23 protein-coding genes are annotated in these 26611 nt (G+C 62.5%); 15 read left to right on the top strand and 8 right to left on the bottom strand.

The annotated features are described in order from the left end of the window. Positions 1–78 precede the first annotated feature (78 nt). The 4 genes from BQ8482_RS36995 to BQ8482_RS36980 all read left to right on the top strand — a co-directional run bounded on the left by BQ8482_RS36995 (position 79) and on the right by BQ8482_RS36980 (position 3768). The gene (locus tag BQ8482_RS36995; RefSeq protein WP_123151996.1) at positions 79–957 is read left to right on the top strand and encodes an ABC transporter permease; all 879 of its coding nucleotides are present in this window, start codon (positions 79–81) and stop codon (positions 955–957) included. Then, entirely contained in the window at positions 954–2090 is a 1137-nt protein-coding gene (locus BQ8482_RS36990; RefSeq protein ID WP_123151995.1) for an ABC transporter permease, read from the top strand. Before BQ8482_RS36995 ends, BQ8482_RS36990 begins: the two co-directional genes overlap by 4 nt. A gap of 80 nt (positions 2091–2170) precedes the next feature. Next, entirely contained in the window at positions 2171–3142 is a 972-nt protein-coding gene (locus BQ8482_RS36985) for an ABC transporter substrate-binding protein (RefSeq protein ID WP_123151994.1), read from the top strand. A 176-nt stretch (positions 3143–3318) separates the two neighbouring features. Beyond that, on the top strand, positions 3319–3768 hold the full coding sequence (locus BQ8482_RS36980; protein WP_123151993.1) for a CHRD domain-containing protein: 450 nt from the start codon (positions 3319–3321) through the stop codon (positions 3766–3768). A gap of 257 nt (positions 3769–4025) precedes the next feature. On the opposite strand, the gene BQ8482_RS36970 is transcribed toward BQ8482_RS36980, so the two are convergent. The 3 genes from BQ8482_RS36970 to BQ8482_RS36960 all read right to left on the bottom strand — a co-directional run bounded on the left by BQ8482_RS36970 (position 4026) and on the right by BQ8482_RS36960 (position 7958). Further along, positions 4026–5675, bottom strand: a complete 1650-nt coding sequence (locus tag BQ8482_RS36970) for a thiamine pyrophosphate-binding protein (RefSeq protein WP_123151992.1) — start codon at positions 5673–5675, stop codon at positions 4026–4028. Continuing rightward, positions 5672–6847 carry a CaiB/BaiF CoA transferase family protein gene (locus BQ8482_RS36965; protein ID WP_123151991.1) on the bottom strand — a complete coding sequence of 392 codons (1176 nt, stop codon included), beginning with the start codon at positions 6845–6847 and terminating at the stop codon, positions 5672–5674. The genes BQ8482_RS36970 and BQ8482_RS36965 overlap by 4 nt, the downstream gene beginning before the upstream one ends. A gap of 175 nt (positions 6848–7022) precedes the next feature. Continuing rightward, entirely contained in the window at positions 7023–7958 is a 936-nt protein-coding gene (locus BQ8482_RS36960; protein WP_123151990.1) for an alpha/beta fold hydrolase, read from the bottom strand. A gap of 185 nt (positions 7959–8143) precedes the next feature. Between BQ8482_RS36960 and BQ8482_RS36955 the strand changes: the two genes are divergently transcribed. The 5 genes from BQ8482_RS36955 to BQ8482_RS36935 all read left to right on the top strand — a co-directional run bounded on the left by BQ8482_RS36955 (position 8144) and on the right by BQ8482_RS36935 (position 13817). After that, entirely contained in the window at positions 8144–9163 is a 1020-nt protein-coding gene (locus BQ8482_RS36955) for a ribonuclease T2 family protein (RefSeq protein ID WP_123151989.1), read from the top strand. Between the two features lie 106 nt (positions 9164–9269). Next, complete coding sequence (ettA, locus tag BQ8482_RS36950; RefSeq protein WP_123152113.1) at positions 9270–10919, top strand: energy-dependent translational throttle protein EttA; 1650 nt, start codon at positions 9270–9272, stop codon at positions 10917–10919. Positions 10920–10964: 45 nt separating this feature from the next. After that, entirely contained in the window at positions 10965–11744 is a 780-nt protein-coding gene (gene tam / locus BQ8482_RS36945; protein ID WP_123151988.1) for a trans-aconitate 2-methyltransferase, read from the top strand. Positions 11745–11932: 188 nt separating this feature from the next. After that, complete coding sequence (locus tag BQ8482_RS36940) at positions 11933–13054, top strand: beta-ketoacyl-ACP synthase III (RefSeq protein ID WP_123152112.1); 1122 nt, start codon at positions 11933–11935, stop codon at positions 13052–13054. Between the two features lie 145 nt (positions 13055–13199). Next, positions 13200–13817: an MOSC domain-containing protein gene (locus BQ8482_RS36935; RefSeq protein ID WP_123151987.1), complete on the top strand. Its 618-nt coding sequence runs from the start codon at positions 13200–13202 to the stop codon at positions 13815–13817. Here BQ8482_RS36935 and BQ8482_RS36930 read toward each other — a convergent pair. The 3 genes from BQ8482_RS36930 to tsaA form a co-directional block, all read right to left on the bottom strand. Continuing rightward, positions 13759–14772: an aminotransferase class IV gene (locus BQ8482_RS36930; protein ID WP_123151986.1), complete on the bottom strand. Its 1014-nt coding sequence runs from the start codon at positions 14770–14772 to the stop codon at positions 13759–13761. The two genes, BQ8482_RS36935 and BQ8482_RS36930, sit on opposite strands and share 59 nt — an antisense overlap. Positions 14773–14880: 108 nt before the next feature. Further along, complete coding sequence (locus BQ8482_RS36925; RefSeq protein ID WP_123151985.1) at positions 14881–15192, bottom strand: DUF2293 domain-containing protein; 312 nt, start codon at positions 15190–15192, stop codon at positions 14881–14883. Further along, complete coding sequence (tsaA, locus tag BQ8482_RS36920; protein ID WP_123151984.1) at positions 15189–15710, bottom strand: tRNA (N6-threonylcarbamoyladenosine(37)-N6)-methyltransferase TrmO; 522 nt, start codon at positions 15708–15710, stop codon at positions 15189–15191. The genes BQ8482_RS36925 and tsaA overlap by 4 nt, the downstream gene beginning before the upstream one ends. Positions 15711–15854: 144 nt before the next feature. Here tsaA and BQ8482_RS36915 point away from each other — a divergent pair, with 144 nt between their 5' ends. Both BQ8482_RS36915 and metF read left to right on the top strand, forming a co-directional pair. Beyond that, positions 15855–16877: an ArsR/SmtB family transcription factor gene (locus tag BQ8482_RS36915; protein WP_123151983.1), complete on the top strand. Its 1023-nt coding sequence runs from the start codon at positions 15855–15857 to the stop codon at positions 16875–16877. After that, entirely contained in the window at positions 16877–17794 is a 918-nt protein-coding gene (gene metF, locus BQ8482_RS36910) for a methylenetetrahydrofolate reductase [NAD(P)H] (RefSeq protein ID WP_123151982.1), read from the top strand. The genes BQ8482_RS36915 and metF overlap by 1 nt, the downstream gene beginning before the upstream one ends. Before the next feature lie 537 nt (positions 17795–18331). Here the strand turns inward: metF and BQ8482_RS36900 are convergent. Beyond that, a complete protein-coding gene (locus BQ8482_RS36900) occupies positions 18332–19249 on the bottom strand; it encodes a DMT family transporter (protein ID WP_123151980.1) in 918 nt (305 codons plus the stop codon). Between the two features lie 231 nt (positions 19250–19480). Between BQ8482_RS36900 and BQ8482_RS36895 the strand changes: the two genes are divergently transcribed. Further along, complete coding sequence (locus BQ8482_RS36895; RefSeq protein WP_123151979.1) at positions 19481–20701, top strand: alanine racemase; 1221 nt, start codon at positions 19481–19483, stop codon at positions 20699–20701. Between the two features lie 154 nt (positions 20702–20855). Further along, positions 20856–22403 carry an acyl-CoA synthetase gene (locus BQ8482_RS36890; RefSeq protein ID WP_123151978.1) on the top strand — a complete coding sequence of 516 codons (1548 nt, stop codon included), beginning with the start codon at positions 20856–20858 and terminating at the stop codon, positions 22401–22403. A gap of 175 nt (positions 22404–22578) precedes the next feature. Here BQ8482_RS36890 and BQ8482_RS36885 read toward each other — a convergent pair whose 3' ends face one another. Beyond that, complete coding sequence (locus BQ8482_RS36885) at positions 22579–23310, bottom strand: SDR family oxidoreductase (protein WP_123151977.1); 732 nt, start codon at positions 23308–23310, stop codon at positions 22579–22581. A gap of 132 nt (positions 23311–23442) precedes the next feature. On the opposite strand from BQ8482_RS36885, the gene BQ8482_RS36880 reads away from it, so the two are divergent. Both BQ8482_RS36880 and BQ8482_RS36875 read left to right on the top strand, forming a co-directional pair. After that, positions 23443–24336 carry a LysR family transcriptional regulator gene (locus BQ8482_RS36880; protein ID WP_123151976.1) on the top strand — a complete coding sequence of 298 codons (894 nt, stop codon included), beginning with the start codon at positions 23443–23445 and terminating at the stop codon, positions 24334–24336. A 379-nt stretch (positions 24337–24715) separates the two neighbouring features. After that, the gene (locus BQ8482_RS36875) at positions 24716–26455 is read left to right on the top strand and encodes an adenylate/guanylate cyclase domain-containing protein (protein WP_123151975.1); all 1740 of its coding nucleotides are present in this window, start codon (positions 24716–24718) and stop codon (positions 26453–26455) included. Positions 26456–26611: the final 156 nt, after the last annotated feature.

Raw genomic sequence — 26611 nt, 5'->3', positions numbered from 1 at the left:
ATTTCTACCCCCTCACCCGGCCTCCGCTTCGCTCCGGCCACCCTCTCCCCGTTGGGGAGAGGAGGGGAACGCTGCTAGATGGACTCCTTTCGCGACAAGATCGTTCCGGTGACCTCTATCCTCGCGGGCGTGGTGGTCGTCTGGTATGTTTTCGCCGCCATCCTCAACGCGCCGTTCCAGCGCGATCTCGACCGACGTGCCGGCGAGACGCCGGGCGTTGTGGAATTCATCGGCAAGACGATGTCGCAGCCGAAGCCGACGCTGCCGGCGCCGCATCAGGTGGCTGTGAATTTCTTCGAGAACACTTTTCTGCGCAAAGTCACCAGCAACCGCAGCCTTGTCTACAATGCCTGGGTGACGCTGTCCTCGACGCTGCTCGGCTTCGCCTTCGGCACGGCGCTCGGCATCGTGATTGCCGTCGGCATCGTGCATGTGGCGACGCTCGATCGCAGCCTGATGCCGTGGATCATCGCCTCGCAGACCATTCCGATCCTGGCGGTGGCGCCGATGATCATCGTCGTGCTGGCGGCGATCGGCGTTACCGGCCTGATCCCGAAGGCGCTGATCTCGACCTATCTGTCGTTCTTCCCGGTGGCCGTCGGCATGGTCAAGGGGCTGCGTTCGCCCGAGATCACCCATCTCGACCTGATGCACACCTACAATGCCAGCCCGTCGCAGACCTTCTGGAAACTGCGCGTGCCGGCGTCGGTGCCGTTCCTGTTCACCTCGATGAAGGTGGCGGTCGCCGCCAGCCTGGTCGGCGCCATCGTCGGCGAACTGCCGACCGGTGCCGTCGCCGGCATCGGCGCCAAGCTGCTCGCCGGTGCCTATTACAGCCAGACGATCGACATCTGGTCGGCGCTGGTTGCCGGCTCGGTCGTGGCCGCCTTGCTGGTGATGGTGGTCGGCATTGCCGGGCGCATCGTCGACCGCGCCATGGGCGGGAGGCCGGCATGAGCTCTCTTCTCAGCCTTTCGTCGATCACGCCTCGTTCCTGGCAAGGGTATGCAGCGCTTGCGCTTCTTGCCGGAGCGCTGCTTCTTTGGCCGCCTGTCACTGCCACTCCCGGTTACGATGTGACGACCGGTGTTTTGATTTTCTTCCTGCTACTCCTCGCAATTCAGTTTGACCATTTTCCGCCCGTAGCCAGGGCAATATTCCTTTTCCTCGGCGCGCATGGCGCGGCGTGGCTGCTGCTCGCCGGCATAACCGGCAATGAGGGCACCGCTCGCACATCCTTCTATCTGCTGCTTGCCGCGGCATGGCTTCTGGCCTGGCGCTGCGTGACGGTCCTGTCCGCGCTTCGCCCGGCCTCGCGCTGGGCGGCGACCGCTTTGAGGCTGACCATCCCAACGATCTTCGGCGCCTGGATCCTGATTATCTGGGAAGCGGTGACGCGCGGCGCGGGCATCCCTTTCATCCTGCTGCCGCCGCCAAGCGCGATCAGCGTGCGCATTGCCAATTCGCTGCCGGTGCTGGCCGCCGACGTGCGGCAGACCATCTTCAAGGCGGTGATCTTTGGCTACGTCGTCGGTAGCGGCGCCGGTTTCCTCGCCGCCATCGCGGCCGACCGCGTGCCGTTCCTGCGCCGCGGGCTTTTGCCGATCGGCAACATGGTCTCGGCGCTGCCGATCATCGGCGTGGCGCCGATCATGGTCATGTGGTTCGGCTTCGACTGGCAGTCGAAGGCCGCCGTCGTCATCATCATGACCTTCTTCCCGATGCTGGTGAACACGGTCGCCGGGCTTGCCGCCTCCGGCCATATGGAACGCGACCTGATGCGCACCTATGCGTCGAGCTACTGGCAGACGCTGTTCAAGCTGCGGCTGCCGGCGGCAGCGCCCTTCATTTTCAATGCGCTGAAGATCAATTCGACGCTGGCGCTGATCGGCGCCATCGTCGCGGAGTTCTTCGGCACGCCCGTGGTCGGCATGGGATTCCGGATTTCGACCGAAGTCGGACGGATGAATATCGACATGGTCTGGGCCGAAATCGCAGTTGCAGCACTTGCGGGTTCGGTCTTTTATGGAGTGGTCGCTCTTTTCGAGAGAGCAGTCACGTTTTGGCATCCCTCCGTCCGTGGTGGATAGGGCGGTGGCGGGTTTGGAATCAGGGCGCATTGAAGGTCCTGATCCTAAAAGGGTGAACACTTAACTTCAGAGGGTAAAACATGAAAAGACTTGTTGTTTCGATGCTGGCCGGCGCGATGTCGCTTGCCGCGTTCCAGGCGATGGCCGCCGACAAGGTGACACTGCAGCTGAAATGGGTCACACAGGCCCAGTTCGCCGGCTACTACGTCGCCAAGGACAAGGGATTCTACGAGGCCGAGGGCCTCGACGTCGAGATCAAGCCGGGCGGCCCTGATATCGCGCCCGAGCAGGTGATCGCCGGCGGCGGCGCCGACGTCATCGTCGACTGGATGGGCGGCGCGCTGGCCGCGCGCGAAAAGGGTGTGCCGCTGGTCAATATCGCCCAGCCGTTCAAGAAGGCCGGCATGCAGCTGGTCTGTCCCAAGGACGGCCCGGTCAAGACCGAAGCCGACTTCAAGGGCCGCACACTCGGCGTCTGGTTCTTCGGCAACGAATATCCGTTCTACGCATGGATGAACAAGCTCGGCCTGAAGACCGACGGCGGCCCGGACGGCGTCACCGTGCTGAAGCAGAGTTTCGACGTGCAGCCGCTGATCCAGAAGCAGGCGGATTGTATTTCGGTCATGACCTACAACGAATATTGGCAGCTCATCGATGCCGGCTACAAGCCGGAAGAGCTGATCGTGTTCAACTACTCGGCCATGGGCAACGACCTGCTTGAGGACGGGCTCTATGCCTTGGAGGACAAGCTCAAGGATCCGGCCTTCGAGGACAAGATGGTGCGTTTCGTGCGCGCCTCGATGAAGGGCTGGAAATACGCTGTCGACAATTCCGACGAGGCGGCCGAAATCGTCATGGACAATGGCGGCCAGGACGAGAATCACCAGAAGCGCATGATGGGCGAAGTCGCCAAGCTGATCGACAATGCCGACGGCAAGCTCGACCCGGCGACCTACGCGCGCACCGCCAAGGCGCTGCTCGACCAGAAGATCATTACCAAGGAGCCGACCGGCGCCTACACGACCGCCATCACCGACAAAGCCATCAAGTAGGGAGCCATCAATAGCGGCGATCAACTGGGCTTCTGCAGTCGAAAAAGGGGGCGGGCGACCGCCCCCTTTTGGTGGGGATGTAAAATAGCCGTTACCGGTGGAAACATCCGCTCGCCGCAACCGTTGTTGCGGTGCATCCAGCTTCAGCGGATGTCATCGCCACAACGGAGATTTCCATGCGCATGCAATCCTTCTCGCCGATGCTTTCGGCGCTGGCCGTTTCGGCTTCCTTCCTGTGCGCTTCACCGGCCTTGGCCGACATGATGAAGATGAAGGCGACGCTCGATGGCGCTCAGCAGAATCCGCCCATCACCACAGAGGGCAAAGGCGAGGCCGATCTCGGCTTCAACACCGCCACGAAACAGCTGACCTGGAACGTGACGTATTCAGGTCTCAGTGGACCGGCGACGGCCGGACATATTCACGGTCCGGCAGCAAAGGGTGAAAATGCCGACGTCGTCGTCCCGTTCAAGGGCGCTCCGAAAAGTCCGTTCAAGGGGGCGGCGATCCTGACCGACGCGCAGGCTGCCGATCTGATGGCCGGGAAATATTACATCAACATCCATACGGCGGCCCACAAAGACGGCGAGATCCGCGGGCAGATCGAGAAGGCAGCGGCGATGTAGGGCAACGTCGCCCGGCGGCGATTATAGCACTGCATTAAACTGTCGAAAGTTTGCGGGACAGCGCCCCCCTCTGTCCTGCCGGACATCTCCCCCACTTGGGGGGAGATTGGCAGCTTCATTGCCCTGCCTTTCCTCCAACGTTGAAAATTGGCGAAAGCAATTGTGACATCCGATCTCCCCCTTGAGGGTCCCTTGAGGGGGAGATGCCCGGCAGGGCAGAGGGGGGCGCCAAGGAACTCGGCCTATGCCTCAGGCGCTCAGGACCTGTCGCGAATCTGGGTCATCGTCCGGGTCGGCGTGATCGCCTCGGGATCGAGCCTGATCTCGACGATCGACGGCTTGCCGCTGGCGCGGGCGCGTTCGAAGGCCGGCGCGAAGTCGGCCGTCTTCTCGACCGTTTCGCCATGGCCGCCATAGGCGCGGGCTAAAGCGGCAAAGTCGGGATTCTTTAGGTCGGTGGCGACGACACGGCCCGGATACTCGCGTTCCTGGTGCATACGGATGGTGCCGTAGATGCCATTGTTGACGACGACGACGATGATCGGCAGATCGTACTGCACGGCGGTGGCGAATTCTTGGCCGTTCATCAGGAAGCAGCCGTCGCCGGCAAAGGCGATCACGTCGCGCTCGGGGAACAATTCCTTGGCGGCGACCGCCGCCGGCGTGCCGTAGCCCATCGAGCCGGAGGTCGGTGCTGCCTGGGTGGCAAAGCGGCGGGAGCGGTGGAAGCGATGCACCCAGGTGGCGTAGTTGCCGGCGCCGTTGGTGAGGATCGCGTCGTCGGGCAGGATTTTTTCGAGATAGTTCATGATCGGCCCCATCTGGACGGCGCCGGGGCCGCTTTCGGGTGGTGTCGACCAGTCGAGATAGGCGGCGTGCAGCTTCGGCGTTTCATCAGCCCATGCCGGCGTGGCGGCCGGCTTGCGCCCGGCAAAGGCTTCGACGAAAGCGGACGGCGAGGCGTTGATCGCCAGCGTCGGCCGATAGACACGGCCGAGCTCGCCGGCGTCGGCATGGACATGGACCAGCGTCTGGTCGGGGTAGGGGCTCTTGAGCAGCGTGTAGTCGGAGGACGGCATCTCGCCCATGCGGCCGCCGATCAGCAGCACGAGGTCGGCCTGCTTGATGGCGGTGGCCAGCTTCGGGTTGATGCCGATGCCGACATCGCCGGCGTAGTTCGGGTGGAGATGATCGAACAGCATCTGGCGGCGGAAGGAGCAGCCGACCGGCAGCGACCAGGCTTCGGCGATCGTCCGCATTCGCGCGACGGCCGTCGCATCCCAGCGCGTGCCGCCGAGGATGACAAAGGGGCGCTTTGCCTTGCCGAGCAGCTTTTCCAGCGCGTCGAGCTCGGCCTCGCCCGGCCGTGTTTCGACCGGCGTGTGGGGCAGGGCCGCTGGCGCGTCGGCAAGGCTGGTCAGCATGTCCTCAGGCAGCGAGATGACGACCGGGCCGGGACGGCCGGACGTCGCCACCGCGAAGGCGCGGGTGACGAATTCGGGGATGCGCGCGGCGTCGTCGATCTCGACCACCCATTTGGCGATATCGCCGAAGAACCTGACGTAGTCGACCTCCTGAAAGGCCTCGCGCTGCTTGGCGTGGCTGGCGACCTGGCCGATGAACAGGATGACGGGAACCGAATCCTGCATGGCAATGTGGATGCCGGCCGAGGCGTTGGTGGCGCCGGGGCCGCGGGTGACGAAGCAGATGCCGGGCTTGCCGGTCAGGCGACCATGGCAGTCGGCCATCATCGCAGCACCGCCCTCCTGGCGGCAGACGATGGTGCGGATCGGCGAGTCGTGCAGCGCGTCGAGCACCGCAAGGTAGGATTCGCCGGGCACGCAATAGATACGGTCCGTTCCGTTGGCTTCGAGCGCATCGACGATCAGTTGTCCGCCGGTCTTCATTTTCCTGACCTCTCCAGTTCGGCAAGGATTTCTTTGGTGTGTTCGCCGAGGCGCGGCGAGGGCCGCTCATAGACCAGCGGCGTGCCCGACATGACCATCGGCGCGCGCACCGAGGGCAACAGATTGCCATGGCCGTCGTCGAGGTCGAGCCGCATGCCGCGCGCGATGGTCTGCGGGTCGGCGAACATCTCGCCGATCGTGTTGATCGGGCTGGCAGGCACGCTTGCCGCCTCCAGTCTGGCCAGCAGCGGATCGCGATCGAAGGTCTTCAGCGCCTCGATTATATGCTCGCGCAGCGTCGCCCGGTTGGCGACCCGGGCAGGGTTGGTGGCGAAATCGCGGTTCGATGGCAGGTCGTCCAATCCGACGGCGGCGCAGAATTTGGCGAACTGGCCGTCATTGCCGATCGCCAGGATGATGTGGCCGTCCTTCACCGGCACCACTTCGTAGGGCGCGATGTTCATATGCGCATTGCCCATCTGCACTGGCGATTTTCCCGAGACCAGATAGTTGAGGTTCTGGTTGCCGAGCGCCGAGATCTGGCTGTCGTAGAGCGCCATATCGATATGCTGGCCTTCGCCGGTCTTCTCGGCGTGGCGAAGTGCGGCCTGGATGGCGATCACCGAATAGAGGCCGGTGAAAATGTCCGATATGGCGACACCGGCTTTTTGCGGCTCGCGGCCGGCTTCGCCGGTGATCGACATCATGCCGGCCATGCCCTGGATGATGAAGTCATAGCCGGCGCGCGGCGCATACGGCCCGTCCTGGCCGAAGCCGGTGATCGAGCAATAGATCAACCGCGGGTTGATCTTGCGCAAGCTGTCATAGTCGAGGCGATATTTCTTCAGGCCGCCGAGCTTGAAGTTCTCGATCAGCACATCTGATGTCGCGACCAGCCGGCGCACGGTCTCGGCACCTTCGGGCGTCGAGAAATCGATGGCGATGGAGCGCTTGCCGCGATTGCAGGAATGGTAGTAGGCGGCCGAAAGGTTTTCGCCGTCATGGCTCATGACGAAGGGCGGACCCCATTTGCGGGTGTCGTCGCCGCCATCCGGGCTCTCGACCTTGATCACGTCGGCGCCGAGATCGGCAAGCAGCTGCCCAGCCCACGGCCCGGCCAGGATGCGGGCGAGTTCGATTACGCGGATGCCTTTCAGCGGAGGCTCGGTCATGGATCACCGTAATTGATCGGGAACGCAGCTTTAGATTTCTTTTATGCATGTCGTCATCCCAAAACCGCTGCGCACCCTCGGCTCAAGATCGAGGGCATGCTTTTGGGCAACATGCACTATCAATCCCGCGTGCTGCTGTCACGGTTCTTGCAATGGGCCAACCCGCCAATGTCGATCACGCTTGTTGCAGCACCCTATCGGCCCATGCGGCGAAATCGTTCATGATGATATCTCGATTCACCTCGTTCAGGCTTTCATGGCGGGTCTCGGCGTAAACCTTTGAAACGAGATTCGAAAAGCCCATCCTGCGCAGGCGCCCGGCGAGGTGCCCGACCGCCTTGCCGCAATCGGTGGCGGGGTCCCTTTCGCCGCCGACCAGGCAGATCGGAAGGGCCTTGCGGACCCCGGAAAAATTAGCGTCGTCGGCGCCGTCGAAGACAAAGCCGAACAGGTCGCGCCACATCGACACCGAGGCATCCCAGCCACACAGCGGGTCGGCGATGTATTTGTCGACTTCGGCTGCGTCGCGCGACAGCCAGTCGAACGGCGTCCGGGGATCGGGGACGGCCTTGCCCCAGGCCTGGAAGGTCAGTCTCGGCAGCATGCGCGACGGCATGTCGGAGCCGAGCCGGAATTTTTCCCAGGCCAGGATGATTTGCGCGACACGGCCGGCCAGCCCTGCGGAAAAATTGGCGTTCCAGATGGCGGCGGCGTGCAGCCGGTTCGAATGGTGAAGCATGAAATTCAAGGCCACGAGGCCGCCCATGGAATGACCAAAAACGATGACGGGCAGGCCGGGATGGTCGCCGGCGATCAGGTCGTGCACCGCGGCGACATCGGCGATGACATTGGCGCCGCCATCCGATTGAGCAAACTGGCCGAGTGGCGCGTCTGGCGCCTTGGTGGCGCCGTGGCCGCGATGGTCGTGGACATAGACGTGGTAACCGCGCTCGCCCAGAAAGGTAGCGAAGCGGACATAGCGCGCGGCGTGTTCGGCCAGCCCGTGATTAATCTGGACGACTGCGCGCGGGCGGCCCTCGGCACGTTTCACATAAAGGTTGAGCTCGGTACCGGTCGGCGATCGCAGCACGCGCTGCTGGCTGAATGACATTGTCGCTTCGTCTCCGCGCGTCTTTTGCGCCTGCGGACGTTTGTGTGCGCCGACGCCGGTTTTGCGTCAATCCGTGTATTCCGCAGCGCCATTCTTGTGTCGCGACGCAATTCTGACATCGAGAATTTGCTACCGAGAGAGGGCGGCGGTCTGTTGCCGCGGCATTTTGCAACCGGAGAGTACCCATGCGTACGCTGACAGGCCTTGTTTTTGGATTGGCGCTTGTCGCCGCGTCGCTAACGGGTGCTGCGTGGGCCGAGGTGAAGTTGAGCGGCTCCTTCGTGGCCGACGCCACCTGTCCAGCGACGCAGGCCATCAAGAGCGGCAAGAATCCCGGCAACATCTCGACAGATGCGGGGCAGAGCTACGAGCTTCTGGCCGGCAACAAGGATGCTCCCACGCATTATCTGATCCGTGTGCCAGGGGCCGATCCGGAGCGCCGCTGGGTGAAGGTCGATTGCGGCCATGTTTCGGGCGCGTCAACGATGCCGACAGCACCAGTGCCAGCCGACCGGGAGAAGTCTGCTGCGCCCGCTTCGGGAAAACCCGAATATGTCCTCGCGCTGAGCTGGCAGCCGGCCTTTTGCGAAACCAAGCCCAGCAAGACCGAATGCAAGGCACAGACCGCGGCCGGTTTTGACGCGACGCATTTCACCTTGCATGGGCTGTGGCCGCAGCCGAACGGAAATTTCTATTGCCAAGTGGCAGCGGCCGACAAGGCGAACGACAATCCGGCGCATTGGCAGGATTTGCCGCCGGTCGAGCTCGAGCCGAACACGCGGTCGGAGCTCGATCAGGTGATGCCGGGCACCGCATCCGATCTCGACAGGCATGAGTGGATCAAGCATGGCACCTGTTATGGCAAGAGCCAGCAGGCGTATTTTTCCGATGCGCTGAACCTGACGCGCGCGGTGAATGCTTCACCGGTGCGTGATCTTTTCACGCAAAAAATTGGCCGGGATCTGACCTCCGACCAGATCCGCTCCGCCTTCGACAGTGCCTTCGGTCCCGGCGCGGGCGATCGGGTTCGCGTCTCCTGTTTGGACGACCATTCGAGCGGCAGGCGGCTGATCGGCGAACTGACGCTCGGCCTGACCGGCCCGATCGGTCCGAACTCTTCGCTCAGTGAGCTGTTGCTGGCATCAGTGCCGACGAACAATGCGGGTTGTCCGAAAGGCACCGTCGATCCGATCGAGTTCCAGTGACACGTTCGAAATGCCAAAACAGTTTGCCGTTCGGCGCGGCATCGCCTACATAGCGCGCAACTTCCATTCAATCCGACATCCAGTCGACTTTTCAGGGAAAGCGCGCGTGGCACGCCAGTTCATCTATCACATGGCCGGCCTCAACAAGGCCTATGGCACCAAGAAGGTGCTCGAGAACATTCACCTCTCCTTTTACCCCGACGCCAAGATCGGCATCCTCGGGCCGAACGGCGCCGGCAAGTCGACCATCCTCAAGATCATGGCCGGCATCGACAAGGAGTGGAGCGGGGAGGCATGGCTGGCCGAAGGCGCCACCGTCGGTTACCTGGCGCAAGAACCGGCACTCGATGCGAACAAGACCGTGTTCGAGAACGTCATGGAAGGCGTCGCCGCCAAGACCGCGATCATCGAGCGCTACAACGAATTGATGATGAACTATTCCGACGAGACGGCCGACGAGTCGGCCAAGCTCCAGGACGAGATGGACCGGCTGAACCTATGGGATCTCGAACAGCAGGTCGAGATGGCGATGGAAGCGCTGGGCTGCCCGCCCAAGGAAGCCGACGTCACCAAGCTGTCGGGCGGCGAGCGCCGCCGCGTAGCACTCTGCCAGTTGCTGCTGCGGCAGCCCGACCTTCTGCTGCTCGACGAACCGACCAACCATCTCGACGCCGAGACGACGGCTTGGCTGGAAAAGCATCTGCGCGCCTATCCGGGCGCGGTGATGATCATCACCCACGATCGCTACTTCCTCGACAACGTCACCGGCTGGATCCTCGAGCTCGACCGTGGCCGCGGCATTCCCTATGAGGGCAACTACACCAAATATCTCGAAGCCAAGGCCAAGCGGCTCAAGCAGGAAGGCCGCGAGGACGATGCGCGCCAGCGGGCGATCGGCCGCGAGCGCGAGTGGATACAGTCCAGCCCGAAAGCCCGGCAGACCAAGTCCAAAGCGCGCATCCAGGCGTTCCAGGATCTGCTGGATGCGGCCGACAAGCGGCGTCCGAGCGACAGCCAGATCGTCATTCCGCATGGCGAGCGGCTCGGCAATGTGGTGATCGAGGTCGAGGGCCTGTCGAAGGGCTTTGGCGACACGCTGCTGATCGACGATCTCGAATTCAAGCTGCCGCCCGGGGGCATCGTCGGCGTCATCGGCCCGAACGGCGCCGGCAAGACGACGCTGTTTCGCATGATCACCGGCCAGGAAAAGCCGGATGCCGGCACGATCCGCGTCGGCGAGACGGTCAAGCTCGGTTACGTCGACCAGAGCCGCGACGCACTCGATCCGACCAAGACCGTGTGGGAAGAAATCTCGGGCGGCGCCGAAGTGATCAAGCTCGGCAAGTTCGAGGCCAACACCCGTGCCTACTGCGCGTCATTCAATTTCCGTGGCGGCGATCAGCAGCAGAAGGTCGGCAATCTGTCCGGCGGCCAGCGCAACCGCGTGCACCTGGCCAAGATGCTGAAGACCGGCGGCAATGTGCTGCTGCTCGACGAACCGACCAACGATCTCGATACGGAAACGCTGGCGGCACTTGAAGACGCGCTGGAAAACTTCGCCGGCTGCGCCGTCATCATCTCGCACGATCGCATGTTCCTCGACCGGCTGGCGACGCACATCCTGGCATTCGAGGGCGACAGCCATGTCGAATGGTTCGAGGGCAATTTCGAGGATTACGAGCAGGACAAGATCCGCCGGCTCGGCCCTGACGCGATCAATCCGCACCGCATGACGTACAAGCGGCTGACGAGGTAGAGCTTTTTGGGGCGGCGAATTCTCAAATGATCTGATGAGCTGAAAATGGCAGACTGGTCCGCCGCCCAATATCTCAAGTTCGAGGACGAGCGCACGCGGCCGTCGCGCGATCTTGTCGCGCAGGTGCCGGTGGAGGCACCGCGCCGGGTGGTCGACATCGGTTGCGGGCCGGGGAATTCTACCGAATTGCTGGTCGCGCGCTGGCCGAGCGCGCAGGTCAGCGGCTTCGACACCTCGCCTGACATGATCGAGAAGGCGAGGGCGCGTCTGCCTGAAGTGACCTTCGAACTGGCGGATGCGGTGGCGTGGCTGCCCGAACAGCCGGTCGACGTGATCTTCGCCAATGCGGTTTTCCAGTGGCTGCCGGAGCATCCGGCGATCTTCCAGCGGCTGATGGGATTTTTGGCGCCCGGCGGCGCGCTTGCCGTGCAGATGCCCGACAATATGAGCGAACCCTCGCACCGGCTGATGCGGGAGACGGCGGCCGAAATGCCGTTTGCCGAAAAGCTTAGGGGTGCTGCGGGCGGGCCGCTGCCGCCGGTGTCGTTCTACTACGATCTTTTGTCGCCGTTCTCAGACCGGCTCGACATCTGGCACACCGCCTACAATCATCCGCTTGCCGGTGCCGAAGCCATTGTCGAATGGCTGAAGTCGACCGGGCTGAAGCCGTTCCTCGATCCGCTCGACGAGGACGAGCGCCGGCTTTTCCTCAATCGCTACACTGCCAGAATAACCCAAGCCTATTCGAAGACGGCAAACGGCAAGGTGCTGCTGCGTTTTCCGCGCCTGTTCATAGTCGCGCGGCGATCCGCTCAGAAACGGTAGCCACACCGAAAGGCAGTGCCTGGCGGCGCTTGATCCGCACCATGCGCATTTCCGCAACGCAAGGTTGTGGTCTTTTCTTCAGGCATTTGATTTAAGCCGGCGTAAACACCCACCAGATACGAAAAACAGTTGCGCCCAACCTTCGCGGCGCCCAAATGAGAGCCGCAACGCCTGCGCATGGGGTCGAAATGCATCGCGTCATCATCAGCGGTATCGGCGTTGAAATCCCCGAGCCTTCGATCACCAATGAAGAACTGGTCGACAGCTTCAATGCCTGGGTCGACATCGAGAATGTCCGCCGCGAGGCTTCGGGGGAGACGCTGCTGCAGAAGTCGGACAGTGCCTTCATCGTCCATGCTTCGGGCGTACAGACCCGCCATGTGATCGAACGGGAAGGCATTCTCGACCCGACCCGCATGGCGCCGCGCATTCCGGCGCGGCCCGACGATGCGCTGTCGCTCGAAGCCGAGTTCGGCATCGCGTCGGCCAGGAAAGCGCTCGACCATGCCGGCCTGGAGCCTGGGGATATCGACCTGGTGATCTGCTCGGCCTCGCATCACCAGCGGCCCTATCCGGCCATCGCTATCGAGATGCAGCAGGCGATGGGCACGAAGGGCGCTGGTTTCGACATGGGCCTTGGCTGCTCATCGGCGGCGGCGGCATTGCACATTGCGGTCAATCTGGTGCGGGCGGGCGCACACAGGCGCGTGCTGGTGACGACGCCCGAGATCATCACCGGCCATCTCAACTTCCGCGACCGGCAGACGCATTTCATCTTCGGCGATGCTTCGGTCTCGATGATCGTCGAGGGACTTGCCCAGGGCGACAAGCGGCCGGGGCGCTTCGAGGTGCTTGACACGCGCACGTGGACGCAGATGTCCAACAACATCCGCACCAATCTTGGCTACTACACGCGCACCGCCCAAGACGATCCGTATATGATCAATCTGGAAGGCAACCTGATCAAGCAGGTCGGCAACAAGGTGTTCAAGGAAGTCACCGTCGCCGGGCACAAGTTCATCGTCGAGTTCCTGGCCGAGCACGGGCTGACGCCGCAAGCGATTCGGCGCTTCTGGCTGCATCAGGCCAATGCCCGGATGAACGCCATGATCCTGAAGCTGTCGTTCGGCCACGAGGTCGGCCATGACCGCGCGCCGATGGTGCTGGAGCGCCTCGGCAACACCGCCGGCGCCGGCGCGATCGTCGCCTTGTCGGAGAACCACGCCGACATGAAGGCCGGCGACTATGGCCTGCTCTGCGCCTTCGGCGCCGGCTATTCGATCGGCGGGGCGCTATTGCGCATGCTCTGATCTACTTTGGCGCGAACAGCACCAGCATTAGAGGCCGCCGGTGTGTAATCGCATCAGTCTGCTTGATTGGATTATCAGTGCTTTAGACTGGACCTGATGAGCTCACTGCAGCTAATTGCTTGGCATCACGCAAGGAGCGAAGCCTATGCTGGATCTCTTCCCCGAGACCGAAAACCCGGTCGAAATCATCCCGGCGCGGAAGCTTGCCGCGCAGGTGGCAGCGGTTTACGTCGCGCCATCGGATCATTTCGAGACACGCGCGGTGGATGAATTGCGGCTCGGCTTCGACGGCATCGACGGCGATTTCCACGCCGGCGCGACGCGGCGCTCCGGCGGGCGCGAGCCCTGGTATCCACGCGGCACCGAGATGCGCAACGAGCGGCAGCTGTCTGTTGTGGCGGCGGACGAGCTGGCGATCGTCGCCCAGCGGATGGGCATCGCCGAGATCAAGCCGGAGTGGATCGGCGCCAATCTGTTGATCGAAGGCCTGCCGCATCTCTCCATGCTGCCGTCCGGCACGCTGCTGTTCTTCAGGGGTGGCGTCACCATCAAGGTCGACGCGCAGAACGGACCTTGCCGCATCGCTGGGCGATCGGTCGCCGAAAATGCCGGAATGGCCGACCACGAGGCCGGCGCATTGCTGTTCCCGAAGGCGGCAAAGCGGTTGCGCGGCCTCGTCGCCTGGGTCGAAAAACCAGGCCGCATCACGACCGGCGAGGAGATTTCGGTGCGTGTGCCCGAGCAGTGGATTTACCGGGCCTGAGATAGCGCACCGGGCTGGACCAGACCGGGTCTTCGTGCTTTTGCCAATAGATCGCGATGAGGCGCTTGGTAATCGCGCCGACCTTGCCGTCTGCGACCGGAATACCGTCGATCATCGTCACCGGCATGATGCCGCCGGCGGTCGAGGTGATGAAGACCTCGTCGGACCGACGCAGCGCAGCGACGCTGACATCGGCCGCTGCAACGGCAAGCCCTGCCTCCGCGCAGAGATCGAAGACGGTGCGACGGGTGATGCCGGGCAGCACGCCAGCAGCCGGCGTCGACAGTTTACCGTCATCCACGCAAAAGACGTTGAAGCCGGGGCCTTCCGCGACATTGCCGTTGAAATCGAGGAGCAGCGCGGTCTCGGCGCCGCGGTCATAGGCGTCGTAGAGGCCTCGCACCAGGTCGAGCCAATGATAGTTCTTGATCGCCGGGTCGATCGAAGCCGGTGGGATGCGCACCTTGTCGCTGATTGCCACATGCAGGCCGCGCTGCAATTGCTCGGCATTGGCGACCGAGCCGAAGGGAACGGCGAACGCCATGAAACGGTTGACCGCGTCGCGCGGGTCGCGGCTGAAGGTCGGCGAGGTGCCGCGCGTGCACAGCATCTCGACATAAGCGGCGCGATGACCCGACAGCGCCACGCAATTTTCGAGGATCTCGGCGACGCCATCGCGGTCGAACGGCATCGTCATGCGCAGCTTTTCCAGCCCGCCGAAGAAGCGATCGAGATGCAAGTCGAGGCGGAAGAAGCGACCGCCCCAGACATGCACCGTGTCGTAGGTGGCGTCGGAATGCAGGAAGCCCCAATCCAGCACCGAGATCTTGGCCTGCGACATCGGCAGATATTGCCCGTCCAGGAAGGCAACGCCGTCCGGATAGGAGTGAGGGTCTATGTGATGGGCGGAGAGCGAGGGCAGTGGTTTGGCATGCGGATCGATCGAGTTGCTCATCACGTCCTCCGTCAGATCGTTTTTCGCCGCCCAGATGGCGGGATAGAGCGGCTCGGCGGGTGGTACAAGACACAGGCTGGTCCTGCCGCTGGGCCATCGAGGAACTTGTTACTCTTCCTCCTCGTCATCGAGCAGACGTGTGGCTCGCCAGCGGGTCAGCACGATGTTGGTCTGTTCCATGACGAAGAAGCGCGCCGAGTCGCGGTCGTAGCCTTCGGCCAGCAGTTTTTCGTAGTCGGTGTGCACATGACGGATATGGGCGATAGTCGCCAGCCACACGGCGATCGTCGGCGGCAAGCTCTTCATATGCACCGCGCCGGCGTCGGCGCGGATCTTTTCCATGTCGGCATAGGGCGCCAGCGGCAAAAGCGCTGTCAGCGCCTTGGCGATGGCGCGGCGGCGGCCGGTCGGCGCGCTCATTGCCCATCCCGTCCGGGCCCGTCCCGTCCGGCAATGGTCGCCTCGGCAAAGGCGTCGGTCGATGCGAAATAAGGCTTGATGTCGATGACCGGCGTGCCGTCGAGCACGTCGATGGCATCGATATCGATACGGCCCGTATCGATGTCGAGGGCGACGAGCCTGGCGATATGCAACCCGACCGGGTTCGGCCGGGCCGGGGAGCGCAGCGAAAAAACGCCTTTCGGTTCAGTCGCATGGCGGGGTTTCTGAACAATCAGGGTCCGCGGTGCGTGGTGCAGCCAGGACAGGATGATGACGTGGCTGGCGCGCTCCAAACCAAGCAGACCGTTACGATAGCGCTGATCGATCGTGAGAACCGCCTGCTGTCCGGTTTCCCGCGCGGCTTTCATGTTCTTGGGGCAAGTTTCCCGCGCAGTCCAGGGCGAGGCGATGCGGCCGATGAAGACGACATGGCCGTCCGGCGGCATATCGGCCGGATCGGTTTCCAGAAGCTTTTCGCCGCTGCGCGTCTCGAACATGGTTTTTCGCCCCGATCCTGCTTCCGGCTTTGCGCGATCCGTCACGCATGCGCCATTTTCTTGTCCGGAAGCGACATAGCGCTTGCAAGGCTATCAAAATCGACATAAACATATGTTTATATCTTTTTCAAAGAGAATGCTCGCATGCATGTCGCTCTCGACACCATGGTAGATACATTGAAGGCGGCGGCCGAATCCAGCCGGTTGCGCATCCTGGCGTTGCTGTCGCGCGGCGACCTGACCGTCTCCGATCTCACCGAGATCCTCGGCCAGTCACAGCCGCGCGTCTCGCGCCACCTGAAGCTGCTGCTGGAGGCGGGGTTGATCGGCCGCTATCAGGAGGGCTCATGGGCCTTCTTCCGGCTGTCGGATTCGGATGCGGCGCGGGATTTCGTGCTCAGGCTGGTCTCCGGCATCCGGGGTGCCGATCCGCAGGTCGAGCGTGACCTCGAGCGGTTGGCAGCGGTCAAGCGCAAGCGGCAGGATCGCGCCGCCGAATATTTCTCCGTAAACGCCGCAAGCTGGGACCGCATCCGCTCACTGCATGTGCCGGACCGCGCCGTGGAGGCGGCGCTGCTCAAGCTCGTCGGCAAGCGGCCGTTCCAGTCGATGCTCGATCTCGGCACCGGCACCGGGCGGCTGCTTGAGATCTTTTCGCCGCTTTACCGGCGCGGCATCGGCATCGACATGTCGCGCGAGATGCTGACGGTGGCGCGCGCCAATCTCGACAAAGCCGGCATCTCGAATGCGCAGGTGCGCCAGGGCGATATTTTTGCGCCACCGGTCGAGCGCGACGCCTTCGATCTCGTCACCATCCACCAGGTGCTGCACTATCTCGACGATCCCGCCCGCGCCATCCGCGAGGCAGCAAGGCTGCTGCGCCCGGCAGGCCGGCTGGTGATCGTCGATTTCGCTCCGCACGCGCTGGAATTCCTGCGCGACGTGCACGCGCATGTGCGGCTCGGCTTTTCCGACCGGCAGATCACCGAGTGGTTTTCCGAGGCCGGGCTCGATCTCGAGGACAGCCAGGAATTCGAGCCGCGCGGCGGCAACGAGGCCAGGCTCACCGTCAAACTGTGGCTCGGCCGTGACCAGCGCATGCTGATCGCCGATCCTTCCAACCACGCACAACCGGCCAATGCCTATCCGATAGGGGAAACCGCCTGATGAACCAGTTCCGCTTTTCCCGCCGCCCTGACATTGGCGACAAGGTCAGAGTTTCGTTCGAGTTCTTCCCGCCGAAGAGCGACGAGATGGAAGCAAGGCTGTGGGACACAGTCACCCGGCTGCAGCCGCTCAAGCCGAAATTCGTCTCCGTCACCTATGGCGCCGGCGGCTCGACGCGCGAGCGCACGGCGCGCACGGTCAAGCGCATCCTCAACGAAACGGCGCTGACGCCGGCGGCGCACATGACGTGCGTCGATGCGGCGCGTCACCAGGTCGATGAAGTCATTCAGGAGTTCGCCGACATGGGCGTCACCCGCTTCGTCGCCTTGCGCGGCGATCCGGCCGAGGGCGTCGGCGCCGCCTACCGTCCGCATCCGGACGGCTATGCCAATGGCGCCGAACTGGTGGGGGCGCTGAAAGGTGTCGGCGATTTCGACATCTCGGTCTCCGCCTATCCGGAAAAGCATCCGGAGAGCCCGGATTTCGCCACCGACATCGACATGCTGAAGCGCAAGGTCGACAATGGCGCGACACGGGCAATCACCCAGTTCTTCTTCGACAATGATCTCTACGAGCGCTATGTCGAGCGGGCACGGCGGGCCGGAATCTACATACCGATCGTGCCGGGCATATTGCCGGTCCACAATTTCACCCAGGTCGCCAATTTCTCGGCGCGCTGCGGCGCGCTGGTGCCGGCGTGGATGGCCGAGCGCTTCGACGGGCTGCAGACGGACCCGCAGACGCATGCGCTGGTGGCGTCCGCGGTGGCGGCCGAGCAGGTGCTGGACCTTGTCGAGCGCGGCGTCGGTGATTTCCATTTCTACACGATGAACCGGGCCGATCTGGTCTTCGCCGTCTGCCACATGATCGGCATCCGCTCGCATGAGGCTGAAGCTGCGGGATCTGCTGCGGCGTAAGTCTCGGCCAAGTCTCTGGAAATGCAAAAAGGCCGGGTAAAAACCCGGCCTTTTCGATGACTTGGACTATTCGGTGCTGATCTTCCGTTGCTTTGGCGGGTCTACGGAAGAAAGCCCATTATCAGGGCTCCGATGAATGCAAACGCAGCACAGATCATCAATGCGTTGATTGGCCTCGTGAGTCCCACGTCATAGCCTCCTCTTAAAGAGCTACGGCCAGAGTCTAGGGTCATTTGTGCCACAGGCAAGCGGAAAATATGCTGCAATGCGACGACATTGTGGAATTCACGAGCGGCCATTTGCCGTTAGGCATTGAAACCCTTCGGCAAAATCGCGCTTCGGACCTGTGCATAAAATGTGACGAAGCTGGGGCGAGGATGGATATGGCAGCGCTACCGTCGCCGAAAGTCGGAATCGATTTTCGGGTCGATGCGAAGATTCAATGGGTTGGAGCGTCGTTTGCGCCCCCGATTGGATGCGAAGCTCTAAAGCGCGTCGCGCCCGGGAAGCGACGCGCTCAAGGTTGGGCGACATGCATTAGCGTCGGCCGAACAGGCGGCCGTCGATGGTGACGAGGCCGAGCGCGATCAGCGCCATGCCGCCGAGTTCGAACAATTCGAGCCGTTCGCCCAGGAACAGAAAACCGAGCAGGATGGCGCTGGCCGGCACGATCAGCGTGACCAGCGAGGCGTTGGTGGCGCCGGCCGAGGCGACGAGGTTGAAATAGAGGATGTAGGCGAAGGCGGTGGACAGCAGGGCCAGCGCCAACACCGCTGCCCAGACCGGCGGCGAGGCCGAAAACATGTTGGCAGTGCCGTGGCTAAGCAGGACGATCGGGATCATGATGATGGTCGAGGCGGTCAACTGTCCAGTGGCGATGACCGGTGACGGCACGCCCTTGAAGCGGCGGGCAATCATCAGCGCGACCGCATAGGACAGCGACGCGCCGACCAGCGCGAATTTCGCCCAGACCGGCCCGCCCAGCCCGGCAAGCAGGCCGGGACCGATCATCACCGCAGTGCCGACGATGCCGAGCGCGATCCCGGCAAGCTTGTTCCAGGAGAGTTTTTCGTCGGTGGTTAGCGCGTTGGCGAGGATCAACGTCCAGAACGGCGTCGTCGAATTGAGCACCGAGGCGACACCGGCACCAAGCTCAGTCTGGCCGGCGAAGATCAGCGAGAAGGGAATGACGTTGTTGACGAGCGCCAGCAGGAAGAACAGGCCGGCATGCTGCAAGGCGAGACGGAAGGACGGACCGCGCAGGCCGAGATAGAGCTGCAGCGTCAGCGCCGCTATGGCGACGCGAAACAGCACCAGCACCAGCGGCGGAATCTCGGCAACCGCAATGCGGGCAAAGAAGAACGAGCCACCCCAGATCGCACCGAGCAGCAGAAGCTGTGCCCAGTCTTTCAGGGCCATGGGTCCGCGCATTGTAGTCGTGGTTGTGATCGCCATGGATCGTCCTCCCAGATGGCTCTGAATGCCAAGCCAATCAGGCGTCTGTTCAGGCCATATCCTGTTCGACGGCAAGGGCCACCCGAAACCGGATCGGTAGGCTAGCTTTTCCTGTCGTCTGGCCTGTCATCTGGCGTAGCGCCGCAGCGTCCGCGCCGCGAGACATAGAATTGTTTTCATTCACGCATAGGTTGGATTAATTGTGCGCAGTCTAGGTCAAGGGATTCGTCCATGCAGCGATTCGAAAATGCGCGCGAAGCGGCGCTGGCGCTTCGCCCGGACGATCCGATCTATTGCTTTCGCCCGCAGGTGCTGAAGGCGGACGCCGCGCAGTTCATGGGGATGTTTCCCGGCAAGACCGCCTATGCGGTCAAGACGAACGGCGAGCAGATCGTGCTGAAGGCGCTGGTCGAGTCCGGCGTCGGCGCTTTCGACGTGGCCTCGCCCGGCGAATTCGCCGCCGTGCGCGCGGTCTCGCCCGACGCCGAGATGCTCTATATGCATCCGGTCAAGGCGCAGTCGGACATCAAGCTGGCGCTGAAGAAATACGGCATCCGGGTCATCTCGCTCGACCATGAGGACGAGATCACCAAGCTGACCCGCGTGGTGCGGGCGCTCGATATCGATCCGGGTGCGATCACCGTGTTCGTGCGCATCCAGACGAAGGGATCGGCCGCCTACGAACTGTCGAAGAAATTCGGCGCCGGGCCGGCCAACGCGGTCGATCTGGCCGAACGGCTGAACCGGACGGGCTACAAGGTCGGGCTGTGCTTCCACGTCGGCAGCCAGATCGAGGATCCCGACACTTATGAGCGGGCGTTGGCCTCGGCCGACTGGGTGCGCAACCGCGTCAGCTTCGACATTGCCGGGCTCGATGTCGGCGGCGGTTTTCCCGCCGAATACGGCCATGATCCCAATCGCAAGCAGATCGAGATGCCGTCACTCGGCCAGATCATGTCGCGGCTGTCAGGCGATCTGAAGGAATACCAGTTCGACCAGATGCCGCTGGTGGCTGAGCCGGGCAGGGTGATCGTGGCGCGCTGCCTGTCGCTGATCGTGCGCGTGCTGCTGCGCAAGGGCAAGCGGCTCTACATCAATGACGGCATCTGGGCGTCGCTGTCGGATTCATGGACCGGCAAGATCACGCTGCCGGCGCGCTTCATTCCAGACCCGGCGATCCGCTCGCGCAATGGCGAGGAGAAGACCATCGTGCCGTTCAAGGTCTGCGGCGCAACCTGCGATTCCGTCGACATCCTGTCGCGGCCGTTTTGGCTGCCGGAAACGGTCGATACCGGCGATTGGATCGAGATCGGCCATATCGGCGCCTATTCGCTGTCGCTGAGGACACGGTTCAACGGCTTCTATCCCGACACGTTCGTCGAAGTGACGACGCCGTTCGACGAAGGCGACGCGCCGCAGGGGTTTGCCAGCCTGGAGACGATGGCGGATTAGTTAGTTCGTGAACTCATAAACCGGCACGGCCAGCCGCGTACGGAAGTCTGCTTTCGATTTGAAGATGCTTCTTCTTCACGACTGCCTCCATGTCGCGGAAGTGCTAAATGCAGACACGTTGTCGAACCTAAGCCCATGTGCAACATAGCCCAGAATGTCCACATGCCACCATGACTGGATCGCCCATCATGCCGCCCGTCGGCCGGAGGCGCTCGCGGCGGTAAATCTGGAAGACGGCCGCCGCCTGACCTACCGCATGTTTGATCGGCGCATCGCGACCCTGGCGCGGCACCTGCAGGAGGCCTGCGCCGTCTCGCCCGGCGTGCGCGTAGCGCTGCTGGCGCACAATTCGACAGACACATTTGAGCTACAATTCGCCTGCTTCCGTCTCGGCGCCATTTTTGTCCCGCTCAACTGGCGGCTGGCGCTTCCGGAACTGGACGCCATCATCGGCGATTGCACCCCCGCTGTGCTCATCTACGACCCCGAGTTTGCCGGTGTCGCCGATGAGCTGACGCGCCGTCACGGCATCGTGCATCGCCTGCTGCGCGGTCCAGAGAAGAGCCCCTACGAGCGCGCCATCGCCGCGGCGCAGCCGCTCGCGGCGCCACACCGGCTCACGCATGACGCCGTCTGCACGATTCTCTACACCTCAGGTACGACAGGCGTGGCCAAGGGATCCATCGCGACCCACGGCATGAACTTCTGGAATGCAGTGAACTGCATTGGCGTGGCCGTCCTGTCGCCGCAGACCGTGCTGCTCTGCGTCCTGCCATTATTTCACGCGGCTGGCCTCAACATCTACGCAAATCCCACCTTCTATGCCGGCGGCACTGTCGCGGTGACACGGCGCTTCGATGCCGGCGAGGCGCTGCGGCAGCTGGCCGATCCGATGCTTGGCGTGACGCATCTGCACGGCGTGCCGGCGCATTACCAGGCCATGGCGGCGCACGCGGATTTCGCCGCGGCTGACCTCTCCAACGTCGTGGGTGCCTTCGTCGGCGCGGCACCCGTTCCCGTCCCGCTCCTCGAAACCTGGCGGCGCAAAGGTGTAGTACTCAGACAGAACTACGGCATGACCGAGACAGGTCCGCTGATCCTCAATCTCGAGGCGGCGGATGCTGCGCGCAAGGTGGACTCGGCCGGCAAGCCCGTGATGCACGTCGAAGTGCGCGTGGTGGCCGATGCGGCGCGCGATGCCGCCCCGGGCGAGGTCGGCGAGCTCTGGGTCCGTGGTCCCGCCGTCACGCCGGGCTATTGGAACCAGCCGGAAGCGACGCGCGCCGCCTTCGCCGAGGGCGGCTGGTTGCGCACCGGCGATGCCGTGCGGGTCGACGAGGAGGGTTTTGTCACGATCGTCGATCGCTGGAAGGACATGTACGTCTCCGGTGGCGAGAACGTCTATCCGGCCGAAGTCGAAAATGTTCTCTACAGCCATCCTGAGGTGGCCGAGGCGGCAGTGATAGGTGTGCCCGATTCGCGCTGGGGCGAGGTGGGCTGCGCCATCGTAGTGAGAAAGAATGGTGCGGCGGTCACAGAGGCCGAGCTGCTGGCACACTGCGCCACCGCCTTGGCGCGCTACAAGGTTCCGCGCACGGCGATGTTCGTGGAAGCTCTGCCCCGCAGCGCGGTCGGCAAAGTGCATAAGCCTACGCTGCGGCACCAGTTCCGAAGTGCTGTCTCTGGGGATTCGCAAACATAGCGCGATCATTCTCCCGGTCGAAATCGGGCGTACGTCCGCTCGGGGTCGGCCTTGCGGCGAGTTTGAGTGCGGCGACATAGTTCTCGGGTTGCCGTAACCAGAGATCGGCCTCGATCTCGGCTTTTGCCGTCGCACTGAACGACTTTTGTGGGTTTGGGGCATAGGCTGCGGTCGGTCAGGCCACGCCGCCGCCGGCCTGGATGTTTTCGCCGGTCAGCCAGCGGGCTTCGTCGGAGGCGAGGAAAACCGCGACATCGGCAACATCCCGCGGCGCTCCAATCCTGCCGAAGGGCGACATGCCGGCGGCCACAGCCCGGTCCCGCTCCGGAAGCAGATCGGTGTCGGTAAAGCCCGGCGAAAGCGCATTCACGGTGACGCCGCGCGGCCCGAGCTCGCGCGAGAGGACGCGGACGAACTGCTCGACGGCTCCTTTGCTGCCGAGATAAAGGGCGGTCTGCGTGAAGAACATCTTGGTTCCACCGGTGGAAACCGCTATGATGCGGCCACCGTTGCGCACGCGGCGCGCCGCTTCCTGAAGCGTGAAGAAGGTGCCTTTGGCATTGGCGCCGAAGACGTGGTCGAAGTCGGCTTCGGTGGCCTCGACCAGCGGTTTTATGACGGCGACGCCGACATTGGCGACAACGATGTCAATTGCCCCCATCTGCTTTTCGGTTTCGTCGAACAGCCGGCGGATGTCGGAAACACTGGAGATATCGGCCCGAATGGCGACGGCCTTTCCGCCATTCTCGCGGATCGCGGCAACGGCTTCCTGAGCGGCGTTCTCGTTGCCGACATAGTTGACGACCACGGCCGCCCCGTTTGCCGCGAGCCCCTCGGCGATGGCGCGTCCGATGCCGCGCGAACTGCCCGTCACGAGCGCGATTTTGCCTTCAAGCGAATGATACATAGCTGCTGTCCCTTTCTCGACTGGCTACCGACCGCTCCAAATCGAGCGGCGTCCCATGTGGGAAGTTAGGGGCATGCTATTGCTCATATAATAGCCTATGATCGAACAGGCTTGTTAAGTCTGGAGTACATAATGCGAGGGGCCGAGTTTTCCGAGCTGAAGGCGTTCGCAACGATCGTCGAGGAAGGCAGCTTTGTCCGCGCCGCGGCCAGGCTCAGGATTTCGCCGCCGGCGCTTAGCCAGACGATACGCGTGCTGGAAGAACGTGTCGGTGTCCGGCTGCTCAACCGCACGACCCGCAGCGTGTCGCCGACCGCAGCAGGCGAAACGCTGTTTGCACGCCTCGCACCGGCATTCAATGAACTCGAAGGGGCTGTCGCCGACGCGCATGCATCACGCGATCGACCGGCAGGCTCGCTGCGCATCAATGTTCCACGCATCGCCGCCATGCGTTTCATCGTGCCTATCCTCGGCGATTTCCGCCGCGCCTATCCCGATATTGCCCTCACCATAATCGTCGACGACACGCTGACTGACATTGTGGAGGGACGATTCGATGCCGGAATCAGGCTTGGTGAGCGGCTGCATAAGGACATGGTGGCGGTGAAACTCAGCGACGAGTTGGAGATGGCTGCGGTGGCGGCGCCCAGCTATCTCGAGGATCACCCCATACCCCGTCATCCCGCCGACCTGCACCATCACCAATGCATCAGTTTCCAGTGGCCCGGCGGCGGCAACATCTATCGATGGGAGTTCGCGCGAGGCCAACGCGCTTTGGAAATAGCCGTGAACGGCGGTCTGACGGTCAACGATACGGAACTGATGATCAGGGCGGCCCTGGATGGGATCGGCGTGGCTTACATGCTGGATTACCAGGTTCGGCCGTGGATCGAAGCCGGCAAGCTCATCCGTTTTCTCGAAGCCTGGTCGCCCAGATTTCCGGGCTTTTACCTATATCATGCGAGCTCCCGACAGGTTCCGCCGGCCTTGCGCGTCTTCATCGATTTCCTGCTTGCCAGGCGGTGACGCTGTTCGATGAAAGTGACGCGCCGCAGGGATTTGCCAGCCCTGGAGATGATGGCGGAATAGTGAATAGTGAATAGTGAATAAGTCAGTAGTCAGCAGTGAGTACCTAGTGGTGAAAGCCTAACGCTTGGTACCCGCAATGAACGGCAAGATCCGACCCTGTGCTGCCCTTAAATGCTTCTGCTGGAAGGTCGTGAGTGAGCCCGAAGCCGACAATCAAAAACGGAATTGCCCAATAAGTTGTCCATGCCGGCAGCCGAAATTTCCGCAGCCATCAGGAACCTATCGTTTAATGATCTTCCCATTTCCGGCCGCGCAAGTTCGATGCTTCGGCGGTGCGGATGTGTTATCTAGTTGCTTGTAGGAGTGGGGAGCGCCGATGGAACAGAAACTCTCCGTCATCATGGCCACTGACGTAGTCGGCTACAGCCGGCTGATGGAAATTGACGAGAAAGGTACTTTGTCGGCCCTGAAGAAGCATCGTCAGGAACTATTGGACGCCAAGGTCGCATTGCATCATGGCCGCATCATCAAGCTCATGGGCGATGGCATGTTGGTGGAGTTCCGCGCCGTCGAGGAAGCGGTTCTCTGCGCGGTCGAAATCCAACGGGAGATGCGGACGAGGAACACGAACGTCCGTCGCGATCGGCAAATAGAATTTCGCATCGGCATTAATATCGGCGACATCCTGTTCGAAGACGAAGACATCTATGGTGACGGCGTAAACGTGGCGGCGCGCATCGAGAGCATCGCCAGGCCTGGGGGCGTCGCGGTCTCGGCATCGGTGCGCGATACTGTGGGCAACCGCCTGTATGTCAGCTTCGAAGATGCGGGCGAGCAGGCGTTGAAGAACATTGAACGTCCGCTCCGGATTTTCAATGTCATCATCGATGATGACACGCCATCCAAGCACACGCCCACCGCCCTCATGGCACCGCCGTCGCTCAACGTTCAGGATAATCCTGCTAACGCGTCGAACAGAACGCTTCTCTATGTCTCGAGGTTTGTGAATTTGAGCGGCGATCCCGACCAGGAGTATTTCGCCGCCGGCATAACCGAGGATATCGTTGCCGCATTGTCGCGCTTCTCCGGGTTAAACGTGATCGTTCGCTTGCCTCGTTCAGAGCCGCAACAGAATGCTCCGGCCACGCATTACACTCTTGAGGGCAGCGTGAGGCGGCTCGGCAATCGCGTCCGGGTCAATGCCAATCTGACCAATGCGTTACACGAACACATCTGGGCGGAGAAATACGATTTCGACCTTGTCGATGTGTTCTACATCCAAGACGAGCTGTCCCAATCCATTCCGGCCGCCCTTAACATCAAGATCGAGGAGGCCGAGCGCCACCGTGTTCTCGGCAAACCGCTAACCGCACTGAGGGCATACGACTTTTACCTGCGCGGCAGGCATCTTGAGATGAGCTTGAATCCGGATGACGTCAGACTTGCCAGAGAGATGTTCGTCGCCGCGATCAACGACGATCCGGGCTACGCGCGCGGATACCTGGGACTCGCCTGGCTCGAGATACACAGGCTGAAATGGAATGAGCGCGTCGATCTGGAAACCACGCTGGCAAGTGCATTCGCTTCGGCGAGCAAAGCCCTTGAACTCAGTCCCTACGACGCCAACGTCCACTGGGCGCTGGGCGTCGTTTACCTCTGGCGGGGGGAAGCTGAAAGAGCAATAGGCTGTTACGAACGCGGCCGCGAGCTTGCGCCCAACAATTGCGATCTCCTCGCCGAATATTGCGATGCCTTGGGCTATCTCGGGCGTCTCGAGGACGCGACCAGAATCGGAGAACTGGCTTTACGGCTCAATCCCAGCCGACCCGACTGGTACCTTTGGAACATTGCGGCCAGCAAATACCTTTCCGGAAACTACCTCGAAGCCCTGTCCCTTTTGGAAAAGATGGCGGACCTTGGTTCCGCCTACCGCTTGCTGGCGGCAACATATGCCCAACTTGGTCGCTTGGAGGACGCCCGTCGCGCCGCTAGCGAACTTCTCAAGCTCAATCCGGAATTCTCGATCGGGCGATACAGCTCCCGCGCGCCATATCGGGATAAGGCTCTCCTTGCCCGATACGTCGAAGGGTTGCGGCTCGCTGGCCTGCCGGAATGAAACGCTGGGCATTCGTAGGTAAATCACCATCGCAACAAACGACGTGACTTTCCGATCGTCCGCAACTGTCGCTTCTTGCCCGTTCAGACCGTCAACGCGAACTCTCCACCCTGAACTGCCCTGCGCGTCGGGTACCAAGCGTCAGGCTTTCACCAC

The organism is Mesorhizobium delmotii (assembly GCF_900149755.1).
GTDB lineage: Bacteria > Pseudomonadota > Alphaproteobacteria > Rhizobiales > Rhizobiaceae > Mesorhizobium > Mesorhizobium delmotii.
This window is presented reverse-complemented; position numbering and strand designations above follow the sequence as displayed.